Source organism: Janthinobacterium sp. GMG1, assembly GCF_034427795.1.
GTDB lineage: Bacteria > Pseudomonadota > Gammaproteobacteria > Burkholderiales > Burkholderiaceae_D > Janthinobacterium.
The window spans coordinates 1-16,260 of sequence record NZ_JAXQNT010000014.1 but is presented as its reverse complement, the minus strand read 5'-3'; the positions used below and the strand labels follow the sequence as shown (position 1 = coordinate 16,260).

Sequence of the window (16,260 nt, the reverse complement as noted above, 5' to 3'; positions counted from 1 at the left end):
CTAAAAGCAAAACCCTTATAATTGAACGGCTGAAGTACTTGCCATTGCATTATTTTCAACTTGGCAAACTGCATCGACCCGCGCGACAGGCGTCGCGCTGGCACCGATCAACACAGCAGCGCGCCGGGCGAGGCAGTCATCAGACGAGATGTTGTACGCTGATGCAACCCGGCGGGAAAGGCACGCCGCCGGCGGCCTGCGCATCTTCAAGTGGTCATTATGTCGACAAAAAAACCGATCAAGCACTACCTCCAGTTCTCCGATTTCACGTTGGAAGAGTACGAATATGTGATCGAACGCGCCCATCTGATCAAGCGCAAGTTCAAGAACTATGAAATCTACCATCCACTGATCGACCGCACCCTGGTGATGGTCTTTGAAAAGAACTCGACCCGCACGCGATTGTCGTTCGAAGCCGGCATGCATCAGCTGGGCGGCGCCGCCATCTACCTGAACACGCGCGATTCCCAGCTGGGCCGCGGCGAGCCGGTGGAAGACGCGGGCCAGGTCATGTCGCGCATGTGCGACATCATCATGGTGCGCACCTTCGGCCAGGAAATCATCGAGCGTTTCGCCGCCAATTCGCGCGTGCCGGTGATCAATGGCCTGACCAATGAACACCACCCGTGCCAGGTCTTTGCCGACATCTTCACCTATATCGAACACCGCGGCTCGATCGCCGGCAAGGTCGTCGCCTGGATCGGCGACGCCAACAACATGCTGTACTCGTGGCTGCAAGCGGCCGAAGTGTTCGGCTTCCACGTCAACGTGTCGACGCCAAAGGGCTACGACATCGACCTGGCGCAAGTCAAGACCGAGCGCTACACCTTCTTCGCCAACCCGTCGGACGCATGCGAAGGCGCGCACCTGGTCAACACGGACGTGTGGACCAGCATGGGCTACGAAGCGGAAAACGCGGCCCGCATCGCCGCCTTCGACGGCTGGATCGTCGATGGCGCGAAGATGTCCCGCGCCGCGCCCGACGCGCTGTTCATGCACTGCCTGCCCGCCCACCGCGGCGAGGAAGTAGCCGCCGAAGTGATCGACGGCCCCCAATCGGTGGTGTGGGACGAAGCGGAAAACCGTTTGCACGTGCAAAAAGCGCTGATCGAATACCTGTTACTCGGTAAAATCAACTAATTCGCCAGGCACTGCATAACACCTGGCAGCATCGCAACACATACATCGACAACGACAACTGGAAGCAATATGAGCGACATTAAAAAAGTAGTCCTGGCCTATTCCGGCGGACTCGACACCTCCGTCATCCTGAAATGGCTGCAAGATAACTACCAGTGCGAAATCGTCACCTTCACGGCCGACCTGGGCCAGGGCGAAGAACTGGAACCGGCGCGCGCCAAGGCCATCAAATTCGGCATCAAGCCGGAAAACATCCATATCGAAGACGTACGCGAAGAATTCGTGCGCGATTTCGTCTTCCCGATGTTCCGCGCCAACACCGTGTATGAAGGCGAGTACCTGCTGGGCACCTCGATCGCCCGTCCTTTGATCGCCAAGCGCCTGATCGAAATCGCCAACGCCACGGGCGCCGACGCCATCTCGCACGGCGCGACCGGCAAGGGCAACGACCAGGTGCGTTTCGAACTGGGCGCCTATGCCCTCAAGCCTGGCGTAAAAATCATCGCGCCATGGCGCGAGTGGGATCTGCTGTCGCGCGAAAAACTGCTGAAGTACGCGGAAGACGCCGGCATCGAAATCGACATGAAGCACAAGAACGGTGGCGCGCCGTATTCGATGGATGCCAACTTGCTGCACATCAGCTTTGAAGGCCGCCACCTGGAAAACCCGAGCGCCGAAGCAGAAGAAACGATGTGGCGCTGGACCGTCAGCCCGGAAAACGCCCCGGACGAAGCGGAATACCTGGACATCGAATACGAAAAAGGCGATATCGTCGCCATCAACGGCGTGCGCATGTCGCCTGCCACCGTGCTGGCCGAACTGAACAAAGTTGGCGGCAAGCATGGCGTGGGACGCCTGGACCTGGTGGAAAACCGCTATGTCGGCATGAAATCGCGCGGCTGCTATGAAACCCCGGGCGGCACCATCATGCTGAAAGCCCACCGCGCCATCGAATCGATCACCCTGGACCGCGAAGTGGCCCACCTGAAAGATGACCTGATGCCGCGCTACGCGTCGATGATCTACAACGGCTACTGGTGGGCGCCTGAGCGCGTTGCCCTGCAAACCCTGATCGACCACACGCAGGAAACCGTGAACGGCTGGGTACGCATCAAGCTGTACAAGGGCAATGTCATCGTCGTTTCGCGCGATTCGAAGACGGATTCGCTGTTCGACATGAACATCGCCACCTTCGACGAAGACGGCGGCGCCTACAACCAGGCCGACGCCGGCGGCTTCATCAAGCTGAACGCCTTGCGCATGCGCATCGCCGCCATCGCCCGCGAAAAGCGCGGTCAGAAGTAATTAGTTGCCGGGAGGCACTATCTCCCGCATCCACCGAAGCCGCCCACGGGCGGCTTTTTCCGTTTACAGCGCACTCTGCCGCGATTTACGCCCCTGCACGCCCCCCATTTTGCTGTCTGCGTGGCAAAATGCTACAGTGCAATTGTGCTGACCTTCCCGCTTCCGGAGCCCTCCCATGTTCAAAGACCTGAGTATCAAGAATAAACTGTACCTGGGCTTCGGCTCCATCGTGGCCATCATCCTGATCTTGCTGGCCGTCGCCTACAACAGCTTTTCGCGCCTGTCAGAAGCCAATGCCTGGGACCGCCACACGATGGAAGTGCTGGTCGAGATCGACAAGATTCACAATTCCATCCTGCAAATCCAGGTGGAAGCGCGCGGTTTCATTCTCACCGGCAACGAAGCTTCGCTGAACCCGGAAACGGACGAGATGGCGGTGCTGACGCAGCACACGCAAAAAGCCATCAGCATGACGGTCGACAACAAGCTGCAGTCGGAGCGCTTCCGCAAGATCGATGCGCTGACCACCACCTGGGTCAAGGAGTGGATCAATCCCCTGATCGAGAAGCGCCGCGCGCTGGGCAACGCGCCGGGCGCCACGGAATCGGTGGCGCGCACCATGCCGCCGACCGGCTACCCGGCCGTCGCGCAAGCGAACAAGCTGCTCGACGAAGTCGCCGCCGAAGAAACCCGCTTGCTGGCCGAACGCACGGCCACGACGGCGAAATTGCAGGAAACCATGCTGCTGACCCTGGCACTGGGCGGCCTGCTGTGCGTGGTACTGGCGCTGGGTATTTCCTACCTGCTCGGCCGTTCCATCCTCGGTCCGCTGAACAGCCTGACGGACGCCGTCGGGCGCATCGCCGGCGGCGAGCAAAGCGCGCGCGCCGCCATCCTCTCGCGCGACGAGCTGGGCAAGGTGACGGAAGAATTCAACCGCATGGCGCAAACCATCCAGGACAATCAGGCCAATGAACTGGCTGCCACCAACAGCTTGCGGGCCAAGGTCGATTCGCTGCTGGAAGTGGTGTCGAAGGCAGCCTCGGGCGACCTGACGGGCAAGGTCAGCATCACGGGCAGCGACGCCATCGGCCAGCTGGGCAATGGCCTGGCGAAGATGTTCGAAAATCTGCGCAGCCTGCTCAACAATGTGCAAAAGGCCGGCATCCAGGTGACGACGTCCGCCACGGAAATCGCCGCCTCGGCACGCCAGCAGGAAGCCACGGGCATTGAGCAAGCGCAAACGAGCGTGGAAATTCTCAGCACCACCAAGGAAATCTCGGCCAACACGAGCCAGTTGCTCAAAACCATGGAAGACGCCACCGCCGTGGCCGACTACACGACGAATGCCACGGCCGAAGCGCAAAACAACCTCAAGCGCATGGATTCGACCATGCAGCACATGGTCTCGGCCACCGATTCCATCAACGCCAAGCTGGCGGCCCTGTCGGAAAAAGCCAGCAATATCAATAGCGTACTGATCACCATCACCAAGGTGGCCGACCAGACCAACATCCTCTCGCTGAACGCCGCCATCGAAGCGGAAAAAGCGGGCGAGGCGGGCCGCGGCTTTTCCGTCGTGGCGACGGAAATCCGCCGCCTGGCCGACCAGACTTCCGTCTCCACCTGGGATATCGAGCAAATGCTCAAGGAAATGCAGTCGGCCGTGTCCGCCAGTGTGATGGGCATGGATAAATTCTCGGAAGAAATTCGCCGCAGCGTGGGCGAAGTGCGGCAAGTGGCGGAACAACTGTCGTCCGTGATGGACCAGGTGCAGAAACTCACGCCGCAATTCGATGCCGTGCTGCAAGGCATGCAGTCGCAGGCGATCGGCGCGTCGCAAATTTCCGACACCATGATGCAGCTCAACGACGCCACGCAGCAAACGGTGGAATCGCTGAAAGCCACCAGCGAGGCGGTGCACCAGCTGCAATATGCGGCAGGCGACCTGCAGTCGAGCGTGTCGTCCTTCGCCGTCACCATCTGATCCCATGAAAGTACTGCTCTTTCACATCGGACGCGACCGCTATGGCCTGCCCCTGGCCGGCATCGTGCGCGTCTTGCCGTTGCTGGAGCTGAAACAGTTGCCGCTCACGCCAGACTACGTGGCCGGCCTGATGGACTTGCACGGCACGCCCGTGCCCGTGATCGACCTGTCGCGCCTGGCAGGACTGCCTGCCGCCGCCGCGCAATTCGACACGCGCATCGTCATCGTCGACTACCGCGCGCCTGGCGGGACCACGCATGCGCTGGGCTTGCTGGCCACGCAGGTGCGCGGCATCGCCGACATCGCTGCGGAAAAGCTCGAAGATAGCGGCGTGGCTACGGCCACCTTCCTGGGCCAGGTGGCCAGCGACGCCGACGGCATCGTGCAGCTGGTCGAACTCGAACAGCTGCTGCCGCCGGACGTGCGTGCGCTGCTGTTTCAAGACGCGAGTGCAGCATGACGGCACAAGCCCTGCTGCGCCGCGCGACCGGCCTGTCCGTTTCCAAGTCCGTGGCCGAGCGGGCCGTCGGCCAGCGCATGGAGCAGACGGGCTTCAGCGATAGCGAGGCCTACCTGCAGGCGCTCACGCCGGCCGAAATGACGCAATTGATCGAGCTGGTGGTGGTGCCGGAATCATGGCTGTTCCGCGACCCGCAGGCGTTCTACGCCACCGTCGAACTGGTACAGGAACGCTGGGCGCGGGGACGCGCCACGCGCATCCTGTCGATTCCCTGCGCGGGCGGCGAGGAACCGTATTCGATGGCCATGGCGCTGCGCGACGGCGGCGTGCCGAAGCAGGCGTTCAGCATCGACGCGTATGACCTCAGTCCCGGCTGCATCGAGCGCGCGCAAGCCGGCGTGTATGGCCGCAACGCCTTCCGCGCGCAGGACGTCGCCTTCCGAGAACGCTATTTCACGCACGTGGCCGACGACGCCTACCGCATCATCGACTCCTTGCGCGAACAGGTGACCTTCAGGCAGGGCAATCTGCTGCAGTTCGACACCGCCACCTACAGCCGCCACTACGACGTCATCTTCTGCCGCAACCTGCTGATCTATTTTGACAAGCCGACCACGCGCGCGGCCATCCACAACCTGTCCGCCCTGCTGGCCGACGACGGCATGCTGCTGGCCGGCTATGCGGAAGTGCCATCGTTCTGCCAGAACGGCTTTGCGACGCTGCAGTTTCGCCAGGCCTTCGCCCTGAAGAAGGAAACGGCGGCGCCGGCCAGCCCCATGCAGGTGGCGCCGCTGCCGGCCATGCGCACCTTGCGCAGCGTGCCGCCCGCCCCAAGGCGCACTGCCGCTCCCGTCGCACAAGCTGCGCCGCGCACGCGCCCCGTGTCCGTGCCGGCGCCGGCCGCGCAAGCAGCGCAAGCCGATTTGCTGGCCGAGGCGCGCCTGCTGGCCGACCGTGGCCAATTGCGCGAGGCCGGCGAAAAATGCCACGCCCATCTGGCGCGAGTGCCCGAGGCGGCGGAAGCGTATTTCATGTTGGGCATCATCAATGAACTGGCCGGCAAGATGGACCTGGCCGACGATTACTGGCGCCGCTGCATCTACCTGCAGCCCGACCACTACGAGGCGCTGTGCCACCTGTCCCTGCTGGCCGAACGCAATGGCAACCACACGGCCGCCGCCACCCTGAAGGCGCGCGCGGCGCGCATCTACCAGCGCCGCCAGGCATCCAACTAAGGGGCAAGCATGACAAATCTCATCGCCACCGAGTCCCCCGCCGCCATCGACGACTGCTGGAACCATATCGGCGTGGTCGGCGACCAGAGCTGCCCCAAGCTGCCGGCCAACGTGCATTGCCGTAACTGCGACGTGTATGCGGGCGCCGCCCAGCGCAACCTGCAACGTCCCGTGGATGAGCACTACCAGCGCGACTGGGCCAGCCACTTCCGCCAGATCGATGCGGGCGGCGAAGTGCGCGACAGCTCGGCGCTGGTGTTTCGCATCGGCCGCGAATGGCTGGCACTGCCCACGCGCGTATTCGACGCCGTGGCGCCACAGGCCAAGCCGCACGTGCTGCCGCACCGCGGCGGGCGCGGCCTGGCGGGCATCGTCAATATCGGCGGCAAGTTGTATCCATGCATGTCGCTGGCACACTTGCTGGGCATCGACGAACAGGGCGCGCCACCGGCCAAGGGCCGCCACACGTTCGCGCGCCTGCTGCTGATGCGCTGGGAGGAACAAGCCTACGCGCTGCCCGTGGCCGACCTGCACGGCATCGTGCGCTATGCGTCAGGCGCCGTGCAGGCGCCGGCGGCCACCATCAACAAGGGCCTGTCGCGCTATCTGTCCGGCGTCATCACCGAGGGCGACCTGCGCATCGGCTGCCTCGATACGGCGCTGATCGGCTTTCAACTTGCGAGACTATTACGATGAGCCAGGACCAGCACGGCGACCTGAGTGCCTTTTCCATGCTGGACCTGTTCCGCATGGAGGCGGACAGCCAGACCCAGATTCTCACCGACGGCTTGCTGGCCATGGAGCGCCATGCGGGCGATGCGGCAGCCGTCGAGGCGATGATGCGCGCGGCGCACTCGATCAAGGGTGCCGCCGCCATCGTCGGCCTGCAAGTGGTGGTGCAACTGGCGCACGGCATGGAAGACAGTTTTGTTGCCGCCCAGCATGGCCGCTTGAAACTCACGCCGGAACGGATCGACGTGCTGCTGTCGGGCGTCGACCTGATCGTCCAGCTGTCGCGCCTGGACGACGCGGGCGCCGAAGCGTGGCTGGCCGCGAATGCGACGCAGATCGACCAGACCCTGAACGCCATCGCCGGCATCGCCGACCTGCCCGAATTGCCGGCCCTGCCCTCGGCCGCGGCGCCCTTGCCGCCGCCGGTGGCTGAAGCGCAGGCTCCCATGGCCAGCGGCCTGGCGGGAGATGAACCGGAAACGGCCGCCCCGGCGCCGCGCGCGGGTGCTGGCACTGCCAAGGCAGCGGCGCAAAACTTCGACAAACTGCTGTCGCTGGCCAGCGAATCGCGCATCAATGCGCACCAGATGCACCCGTTCATCGGCGCGCTGCAGCGCTTCAAGCGCAACCAGAGCAGCCTGTTTTCCGCCGTCGAGCACCTGCACGAAGCCATTGCCCGCTCGGGCGACGCGGGCCTGATGGAAAAGTCGCTGCTGGCGCTGCAAAAGACGCAGCCCCTGAAGCAGTTCATGCTCGAACACATCGCCGACATTGAAACCTATGAACGGCGCTTGCTGGCCGTTTCACAAGGCATGGTCGACGAAGTGCTGGCCCTGCGCATGCGCCCTTTCCGCGACGGCATCCACGCGTTTCCCCGCATGGTGCGCGACCTGGCGCGCAGCCTGGGCAAGGAAGTGCAGCTGGAAATCGAAGGCGAAGACACCCTGGTCGACCGCGACATCCTGGCGAAGATCGAAAGCCCGCTGAACCACATGCTGCGCAATGCCATCGACCATGGCATGGAAGGCCCGTACGAGCGCATCGACGCTGGCAAAGTGGCGCTGGGCACGATACGCATGGAAGCGCGCCACCGCGCCGGCATGCTGAGCATCGAGATCAGCGACGACGGGCGCGGCGTCGACCTGGAAAAAATCCGCCAGTCCGTGATCGAGCGCAAGATGGCCAGCCCCGCCATGGCCGCCGCGCTGTCGCCGGGCGAGCTACTGGAATTTTTATTCCTGCCCGCCTTCAGCCTGAAGGCGACGGCGAACCAGTTGTCCGGACGCGGCGTGGGCCTCGACATCGTGCACGAGACGATACGCCAGCAAAACGGCACGGTGCGCCTGGAATCGGAACCGGGACGGGGTTTCCGCGCCCTGATCACCCTGCCGCTGACGCAATCGATCGTGCGCGCGCTGGTGGTCGACGTGCATGGCGAAGCCTATGCCATCCCCATCGTCAAGGTGGAAAGCGTGGTGCGCGTGCCGCAAGCGGCCATCCATACCCTGGAAAACAAGCAGTTCTTTGAACTCAAGGGCGAGCATCTGGGCCTGGTGTCGGCGGCGCAGGTGCTGGAACTGGGCGAAGCGGCCAACCAGGCCGACGACTTGCCGGTAGTGGTGATCGGGCGCGGCAAGCAAAGCTATGCGCTGGTGGTCGACGCCATCCGCGGCGAGCAAAGCCTGGCGGTGCAGGCCATCGACCCGATTTTCGGCAAGATGCGCGACATTTCCGCCGCAGCCCTGCTCGACGACGGCGAGCCCGTACTGATCCTCGACGTGCCCGATTTGCTGCTGTCGATCGACAAGCTGCTGCACGAGGGCGGCCTGCACCAGCTGGCGCAGGCCGGCCACACGCAGCAGCGCCGCGCCAAGCGCATCCTCGTCGTCGACGATTCGCTGACGGTGCGCGAGATGGAGCGCAAGCTGCTGCTGGCGCGCGGCTTCGAAGTCGACGTGGCCATCGACGGCATCGACGGCTGGAACGTCGTGCGCAGCGGCGAATACGACCTGGTGATCACCGACGTCGACATGCCGCGCATGGATGGCATCGAACTGGTGTCGCTGATCAAGAAGGACCTGCACCTGCACAAGCTGCCGGTGATGATCGTCTCGTACAAGGACCGTCCGGAAGACCGCGCGCGCGGCCTGTCCGCCGGCGCCGACTATTACCTGACCAAAGGCAGCTTCCACGACGAGACCTTGCTCGACGCGGTGGCCGACCTGATAGGAGATGCCCGCTTATGAGTTGTACTTCATGAAAATTGCCATTGCCAACGATGTCCCCATGGCCGCCGAGGCCCTGCGCCGCGTGGTGGCCAGCACGCAGGAACACCAGGTGCTGTGGATCGCCCGCACCGGACTCGAAGCCGTGCGCATGTGCGAGGGCAACCGCCCCGACCTGATCCTGATGGACCTGAATATGCCGGAAATGGATGGCGTCGAGGCGACGCGCCTGATCATGGAACAAAGCCCGTGCGCCATCCTGGTGGTCACTGGCCGCCCGCAAGACAATGTCAACCAGGTCTTCCGTGCGCTGGGCGCCGGCGCGCTCGACGTCACGGCCACCCCCGTGCTGCAGGGGCAGGTGGGCGGCGACAGCGAACTGCTGGCCAAGATCAAGACCATCGGCAAGCTGATACGCCACAGCGCCGAAACACCGCCGCCGCGCCAGACGAATGGCAATGGCGGCGAACGGGGCGACGGCCAGGTATCGACCCTGGTGGCCATCGGCGCCTCGACGGGCGGCCCTTCGGCCGTGGCCAAGGTGCTGTCCGGCTGGACGGCACCGCCCGGCTGCGCCATCGTGGTGGTGCAGCATATCGATGAAACCTTCGCCTCGCACTTCGCCAAATGGCTCGATGACCAGCTCAGCATGCCCGTGCGCGTGATCGCCGAAGGCGACGAACTGGTGTCCGGCACGGTACTGATCGCCAAGACCAATGATCACCTGCTGCTAGATCAAAATTATCGTTTGGGTTACGATGCAGCACCACGCGAGTATGTTTACCGCCCGTCCGTCGATGTCTTCTTCAACTGCGTGGCGCAGCACTGGCGCGGCGAGGCCATCGGCGTATTGCTCACAGGCATGGGGCGCGACGGCGGCGATGGCTTGCTGGCCATGCGCCGCGCCGGCAAGACGACCATCGCGCAAGACCAGGCCAGCAGTGCCGTGTACGGCATGCCGCGCGCGGCGGCCGAACTCGATGCGGCGCAGCTCATCCTGCCCCTGGATAGAATAGGCGCCAGCCTGCGCAGCCGCCTGGGCGCCAAACTCAACAATGGGTGGGAGCCCTCCCCTAACATCTGAAAAGAATGCAATGCCAGAATTCTCCTCCAGTTTCACCCAGCCTGAGCCCGCATTGACCGAATTCAAGGTCAGCGTGCTGCTGGTGGACGACCAGTTGATCATTGCCGAGGCAGTCCGGCGCATGCTCAGCGAGCAGCAGGATATCGAATTTCATTACGTGACCGACGCCACGCAGGCGCTGGACACGGCGCTGCGCTTGCAACCGACCGTCATCCTGCAAGACCTGGTGATGCCGGGCATCGACGGCTTCGCCCTGATCCAGCTGTACCGCGAAAACGCGGCGCTGGCGCATGTGCCGGTGATCGTGATGTCGGCCAAGGATGACCCGAAACTGAAGGCGCACAGCTTTGCCGTCGGCGCCAACGATTATGTGGTGAAACTGCCGGACCGCCTGGAGTTGCTGGCACGCATACGCTACCATTCCAACGCCCACATCAGCCGCTTGCAACGCGACCAGGCTTTTCGTTTCCTGCGGGAAAGTCAGAAGAACCTGGCCGACGCGAATATTGAATTACAGAAACTAGCCGCCCTCGATGGCTTGACGGGCATCGCCAACCGCCGCCGCTTCGATGAAACCCTGCAATTCGAATGGCAGCGTGGCCAGCGCGACAAAACACCGTTGAGCTTGCTGTTCTGCGATATCGACCATTTCAAAAGCTATAACGATCACTTTGGCCACCTGGCGGGCGACCTGTGCCTGAAAAAAGTCGCCGCCGTGCTGACGGAACATTTGAAACGCCCGGCCGACCTGGCCGCCCGCTACGGCGGCGAAGAATTCGCCCTGATCCTGCCGGAAACGGAAGCGGCCGGCGCGTTGTTGATCGCCGAAGCGTGCCGGCGCCATCTGGAAGGCTTGCAGATAGAGAACCCGGCGGCCGGCACGGGCATCGTCACCATCTCGATCGGCGTGGCCACCATCGTGCCTTCGCCGGACTCGACGGTCGAGCAATTGATCAACCGCGCCGACCAAGCCCTGTACGCGGCCAAGCGTGGCGGACGCAACAGCGTGCTGAGCGCCGCTGACGTCCAGGACTGATTTTTAACAGCAAGGAAAGTGAAGCATGAGCACACAACTGGACAATGTCAGCGTCGTCAAGAAGTCGAATATCTACTTTGACGGCAAATGCATCTCGCACAACGTCATCCTGGCCGATGGCACGAAGAAAAGCGTGGGCGTGATTTTCGCGTCCTCGTTGCGCTTCAACACGGGCGCGCCGGAAATCATGGAAATCGTCAGCGGCCTGTGCAAGGTACGCCTGGCCGATGCGACAGAGTGGCACAGCTATGCCGCGGGCACGCAATTCAGTATCCCGGGCAATAGCTATTTTGATATCGAGACGCTGGAGACCGTCGACTACGTCTGCCACTTCGGTTAATCCACGCAGAAAAAACGTCCATGGCTGCGTTGCACTGCCTCGCCGTACTATTCGTACTGTCTTCGACAATGCGCCTTGCCCTGAGCATTTTTTCAAGTGCAGATTGACTATTTAGACAAACACAGGCTCGGGCGACAGGCGCACGCCATATTTCGCCTCTACATCATCCTGTATCGCTGCCGCCAGCCGGGTAATGTCCGCGCCACGAGCGCCGCCATTATTCACCAGAACCAGTGCCTGCTTGGGATACACTCCCGCGGGCCCCAGGTTTTTCCCCTTCCAGCCACATTGATCGATCAGCCAGCCGGCCGCCAGCTTTTCCGTGCCATCGGGCTGCGCATGGTGCACGAGGGTCGGGAAACGTTCCAACAAGGCAAGACATTGCTCTCGTGATACCACGGGATTCTTGAAGAAGCTGCCCGCATTGCCGATCACGGCCGGGTCCGGCAATTTTCTCCGACGGATCGCCATCACCGTGTCCGCCACCTGTTGCGGCGTCGGCTCGGCAAGATTGCGCTCGGCCACGGCCTGCGCCAGTTCCGCATAGCGCAAGTTCGGCTGCCACTCGGCCGGCAAGGCAAACGTGACTTCCAGCACGATCAGCTCGCGCCCGTCCGCCTGCTTGAAGATGCTGTCGCGATAGGCGAAGCGGCAGGCGTCGCGGTCCATGTCGAAGACGATGCCGCTGGCGCTGTGCATGACGCTTACGCTATGCAGATAATCCTTGATTTCAACGCCATACGCGCCAATATTCTGGATAGGCGCCGCGCCCACCGTGCCGGGGATCAGCGATAGGTTTTCCAGCCCGCCCACGCCCTGCGCCAGGGTCCATTGCACGAAATCGTGCCAGTTTTCGCCGGCCGCGGCCGTGACGAGTATCGTCTCGAAATCCGCCTGCGCCAGGCGCATGCCGCGCGTGGCCATGTGCAGCACGGCGCCGGGAAAGTCGCCGGTCAGCACGATGTTGCTGCCGCCGCCCAGTATCAGGCGCGGCATGGCGGACAAGGCCGGATCTTGCAGCGCCGCCTGCAATTCGGCTTGCGAAGTGATGCGTACGTAGGCGGCCGCGCTGGCCGTGATGCCGAAGGTATTCAGGCGCTGGAGGGAGTAATTGTGTTCGATGGTGAGCTCTGCAGACATGGGATAGGGAAATTTTGCTCGATTATAGAGCGAAAGCGACAAAAAACCACCTCAGGACAAGGGCGACTTGCCCGTTGTCCGTTAAAATGTCGCATCTTTAACAGGGCCGTCCCCTGGCGCAGAATCAGCCGCCAAGGCCCAGCGCGCCGAGCGTGCGCTCGCTTTAACAAGAAAAGGAACAGACCATGCCGTCATTTGATGTAGTCTCCGAAGCCGATATGATCGAAGTCAAGAATGCAGTCGAGCAATCCAACAAGGAAATCACGACGCGCTTCGACTTCAAGGGCAGCGATGCCCGCGTCGAGCACAAGGAAAACGAATTGACCGCGTTTGCGGACTCGGAATTCCAGCTCAGCCAAGTGCGCGACGTGCTGACCAACAAATTGACCAAACGCAAGGTCGATGTGCGCTTCCTCGACGAAGGTGACATCAAGAAGATCGGCGGCGACAAGGTCAAGCAGATCATCAAGATCAAGAATGGCATTGAATCGGATGATGCAAAGAAAATCGTGCGCGTCATCAAGGACAGCAAGATGAAAGTGCAAGCGAGCATCCAGGGTGAAGCCGTGCGCGTCACGGGCGCCAAGCGCGACGACCTGCAGGCGGCCATGGCCATGCTGCGCAAGGACGTGCCCGATATGCCGCTGGAATTTAACAATTTCCGCGATTAATTTCGATCAAGCGCACGATCCAGCCAGCGTTCACGCGGCATGGTGGCAAGCTCTGCCTCGGAGAGCCTGCCCGCTTGGGGTAGAATTGAAGCTGCGCACAGCTACATGCGCCCGCGCGCCTGACCGGCAGCGGGCTTGACCGTACATCTGGCTCAGTGATAACCACGGTAGTCTAAGGATAGCAATGAAACGTGTTGATGATTTCCGCCTGCGATTTGGCAAAAAAGAATATGTGCCCATCATGATAGGCGGAATGGGTGTGGATATTTCCACGTCGGAGCTGGCCCTGGAAGCGGCCCGGCTGAACGGTATCGGCCATATTTCCGATGCCATGGTGGAAGACGTGTCGGATCGCCGTTTCGACACCACCTTCGTCAAAGACAAGACGAAACTGTACAAGTTCAACATCAATAACAGCGACAAGGCCGTGGTGCAGTTCGACCTGGGCCGCCTGGCGGAAGCGCAGCGCCTGCATATCGGCCGCACCATGGAAGCAAAAAAAGGCGATGGCTTGATCTTCGTCAATTGCATGGAAAAGCTGACCATGAACGGCCCCCGTGAAACCTTGCGCGTGCGCCTGAATGCGGCGCTGGACGCCGGCATCGACGGCATCACCCTGTCCGCCGGCTTGCACTTCGGTTCGTTCGCCTTGATGGCCGACCATCCGCGTTTCCGTGATGCCAAGCTGGGCATCATCGTCTCGTCCGTGCGCGCCTTGCAGATTTTCCTGCGCAAGAACGCCAAGCTGGACCGTTTGCCCGACTTCATCATCGTCGAGGGCCCCCTGGCCGGCGGCCACCTGGGTTTCGGCATGGACTGGGCCAATTACGACCTGCACACGATCACGGCGGAACTGCTGGCCTACCTGAAAGCGGAACAGCTGGACATCCCGCTGATCGCCGCCGGCGGCATTTTCACGGGTAGCGATGCCGTTTCCTTCCTGGAAGCGGGCGCGGCTGGCGTGCAAGTGGCGACGCGCTTTACCGTCACCAAGGAATGCGGCTTGCCAAACAAGGTCAAGCAGGAATACTACAAGGCCTCGGAAGAAGACATCATCGTCAATGGCGTCTCGCCGACGGGCTACCCGATGCGCATGCTGAAGAACACGCCCGCCATCGGCGCCGGCATCCGTCCAGGCTGCGAATCGTATGGCTACCTGCTCGATGCAACGGGTAACTGCGCGTACATCAATTCGTACAACCGCGAAGTGGCTGCCCATCCGGAACAAAAAACCGTCGTCGTGATGGACAAGACGTGCCTGTGCACGCACATGCGCAACTTCAACTGCTGGACCTGCGGCCATTACACGTATCGCCTGAAGGACACCACGCATAAGCTCGACAACGGCGAATACCAGATCCTGACGGCCGAACACGTCTTCAAGGATTACCAGTTCAGCGTCGACAACCAGATCGCCCTGCCGGAAAAAGAAATCTTGGTGGCAAGCTGAATCTTGCCAGCCTGAAATGAAAATGGCGCAGCCTGCGAAGGCTGCGCCATTTTTTATGCGGGGAGCATGTCCCGCAAGTCCCGCTCGATCACGTCGAAGGCGGGCCGCCGCAATACTTCTTCCTGCAGACAAGCTTCCATCATGACCTGCAGGGCGGGCAAAGGCGTCGCACAATGCGCGATTAATTCACCCAGCAGCACGCCAAAGGCGCGCGCCTCTATGCCCTGCAGCAAGTCCCCTTGCGCTGAACCGGGCGCAAACATCGACGCCGCGCCAAAGTCACCCAGCAGGCAAGCCCCCGCGTCCGCATGCAGGATATTGTGCGCATACAGATCGCCGTGCACGATGCCGCGCGCATGCAGCTGGCACACGGCCGAAGCGATGCCATGGGCAATGGCCAGGGCTTGCGCAGGATCAAAGCGCACGCCATCGGCATATACGTCGCGCGTGCACGATTCCAGGCTCGGCGGTCCGGCCAGATTGCGGAAGGCCGTGTCGATGAGCGGCATGACGAGTCCCAACGCCCCTTGCGGATGCGCATCGAGCGTCCCGAGGATGGGAATCAGGCCCGAATGGGCGCCGGCGCCGACACAAGCGGCCATCTCGCTGCGCGGCAAGCCATCACTGGTCATGGCCCCCTTGAATACCTTGACGGCGACCTCATCCACACCATCCAGGCGGGCACGGTAAATCACGCCCGATGCGCCCTCACCCAGCTGCTGCGCCAGTTCCAGGCGCTGCCATGCCATGCCCGCCGCAGCCATATCGGCCAGGGCCGCCAGTTCACGCGCTTGCGTAAAGGGATTGCCCGCATACGCGAGCCAGCTCAGGCGTGGCAAGGACAGCAGGCATTCGGGCAGCGCAGTGAAACGGTTGGCGGCGATGCGCACCAGTTCCAGCCGGCGGCAGTTCGCCAACGAAGCGGGCAAACTGTCCAGGCAATTTCCTGCCAGCATGAGTTTCTGCAGCTCACTGCACATGCCGAGTTCGTCCGGCAAGACTGCGATGGCATTGTCGGTCAGGGTCAGCCAGCGCAATCTGGATGGCAAGGCTGCGGCTGGCACGTGGTCGATCCGGTTCGCCTTGAAACCGATCATTTCCAGTGCAGGACAGGAACCGAGCACGGCCGGCAAGGCGGTAAACAGGTTATCCGAGCAAAAAATGATGCGCAGCTTGTGCAGGCGCGACAAATCATCGGGCAGCGCGGACAGCGCATTACCGGACAGGTCGAGGATTTCCAGGCTGTCTGCCAGGTCGAAGATGTCGCGGGGAAAGTCCGTCAAGCCGCAGGACAGCTTCAGGCGGCGCAGGCCGGCCAGTTGGCCAGCGCGTAATTGCTCCAGTGTATGCACAGCAGACAAGATATCCCTTTCAAGGTAGCACGCGATCGATGCCATGCATAAATCATTGGACGTAAAAAAACCCCAACCGGATCACCGGAAGGGGTTTTTTCGA

At 62.1% G+C, this 16,260-nt stretch carries 14 protein-coding genes; 12 read left to right on the top strand and 2 right to left on the bottom strand.

What is annotated here, in order from left to right:
- Window positions 1-219: 219 nt before the first annotated feature.
- The 10 genes from argF to SJI03_RS25765 all read left to right on the top strand — a co-directional run bounded on the left by argF (window position 220) and on the right by SJI03_RS25765 (window position 11,544).
- Entirely contained in the window at window positions 220-1,140 is a 921-nt protein-coding gene (gene argF, locus SJI03_RS25810) for an ornithine carbamoyltransferase (RefSeq protein ID WP_099380798.1), read from the top strand.
- Between the two features lie 69 nt (window positions 1,141-1,209).
- Window positions 1,210-2,445, top strand: coding sequence for an argininosuccinate synthase (locus tag SJI03_RS25805; RefSeq protein ID WP_035825961.1), 1,236 nt, complete (start codon window positions 1,210-1,212; stop codon window positions 2,443-2,445).
- A 175-nt stretch (window positions 2,446-2,620) separates the two neighbouring features.
- A complete protein-coding gene (locus SJI03_RS25800) occupies window positions 2,621-4,432 on the top strand; it encodes a methyl-accepting chemotaxis protein (protein WP_099380797.1) in 1,812 nt (603 codons plus the stop codon).
- 4 nt (window positions 4,433-4,436) lie between these two features.
- Window positions 4,437-4,892, top strand: a complete 456-nt coding sequence (locus SJI03_RS25795) for a chemotaxis protein CheW (RefSeq protein ID WP_322429103.1) — start codon at window positions 4,437-4,439, stop codon at window positions 4,890-4,892.
- Window positions 4,889-6,127: a protein-glutamate O-methyltransferase CheR gene (locus tag SJI03_RS25790; protein WP_322429102.1), complete on the top strand. Its 1,239-nt coding sequence runs from the start codon at window positions 4,889-4,891 to the stop codon at window positions 6,125-6,127. The genes SJI03_RS25795 and SJI03_RS25790 overlap by 4 nt, the downstream gene beginning before the upstream one ends.
- Window positions 6,128-6,136: 9 nt before the next feature.
- Window positions 6,137-6,823: a chemotaxis protein CheW gene (locus SJI03_RS25785; protein ID WP_322429101.1), complete on the top strand. Its 687-nt coding sequence runs from the start codon at window positions 6,137-6,139 to the stop codon at window positions 6,821-6,823.
- Entirely contained in the window at window positions 6,820-9,105 is a 2,286-nt protein-coding gene (locus SJI03_RS25780) for a hybrid sensor histidine kinase/response regulator (RefSeq protein WP_322429100.1), read from the top strand. Before SJI03_RS25785 ends, SJI03_RS25780 begins: the two co-directional genes overlap by 4 nt.
- A gap of 10 nt (window positions 9,106-9,115) precedes the next feature.
- Window positions 9,116-10,168: a chemotaxis-specific protein-glutamate methyltransferase CheB gene (cheB, locus tag SJI03_RS25775; protein ID WP_099380812.1), complete on the top strand. Its 1,053-nt coding sequence runs from the start codon at window positions 9,116-9,118 to the stop codon at window positions 10,166-10,168.
- A gap of 10 nt (window positions 10,169-10,178) precedes the next feature.
- A complete protein-coding gene (locus tag SJI03_RS25770; RefSeq protein WP_322429099.1) occupies window positions 10,179-11,204 on the top strand; it encodes a diguanylate cyclase in 1,026 nt (341 codons plus the stop codon).
- Between the two features lie 25 nt (window positions 11,205-11,229).
- On the top strand, window positions 11,230-11,544 hold the full coding sequence (locus SJI03_RS25765; protein ID WP_322429098.1) for a pyrimidine/purine nucleoside phosphorylase: 315 nt from the start codon (window positions 11,230-11,232) through the stop codon (window positions 11,542-11,544).
- Between the two features lie 111 nt (window positions 11,545-11,655).
- Here the strand turns inward: SJI03_RS25765 and murB are convergent, their stop codons facing one another.
- On the bottom strand, window positions 11,656-12,684 hold the full coding sequence (gene murB / locus SJI03_RS25760) for a UDP-N-acetylmuramate dehydrogenase (protein WP_099380790.1): 1,029 nt from the start codon (window positions 12,682-12,684) through the stop codon (window positions 11,656-11,658).
- Between the two features lie 185 nt (window positions 12,685-12,869).
- Between murB and SJI03_RS25755 the strand changes: the two genes are divergently transcribed.
- Both SJI03_RS25755 and SJI03_RS25750 read left to right on the top strand, forming a co-directional pair.
- Window positions 12,870-13,355 (top strand): YajQ family cyclic di-GMP-binding protein, encoded by a 486-nt coding sequence (locus tag SJI03_RS25755; protein WP_034759416.1) that lies wholly within the window; start codon window positions 12,870-12,872, stop codon window positions 13,353-13,355.
- A 184-nt stretch (window positions 13,356-13,539) separates the two neighbouring features.
- Complete coding sequence (locus SJI03_RS25750; RefSeq protein ID WP_070277935.1) at window positions 13,540-14,805, top strand: nitronate monooxygenase; 1,266 nt, start codon at window positions 13,540-13,542, stop codon at window positions 14,803-14,805.
- 53 nt (window positions 14,806-14,858) lie between these two features.
- Here SJI03_RS25750 and SJI03_RS25745 read toward each other — a convergent pair whose 3' ends face one another.
- Window positions 14,859-16,157: a leucine-rich repeat-containing protein kinase family protein gene (locus SJI03_RS25745; RefSeq protein ID WP_322429169.1), complete on the bottom strand. Its 1,299-nt coding sequence runs from the start codon at window positions 16,155-16,157 to the stop codon at window positions 14,859-14,861.
- Window positions 16,158-16,260: the final 103 nt, after the last annotated feature.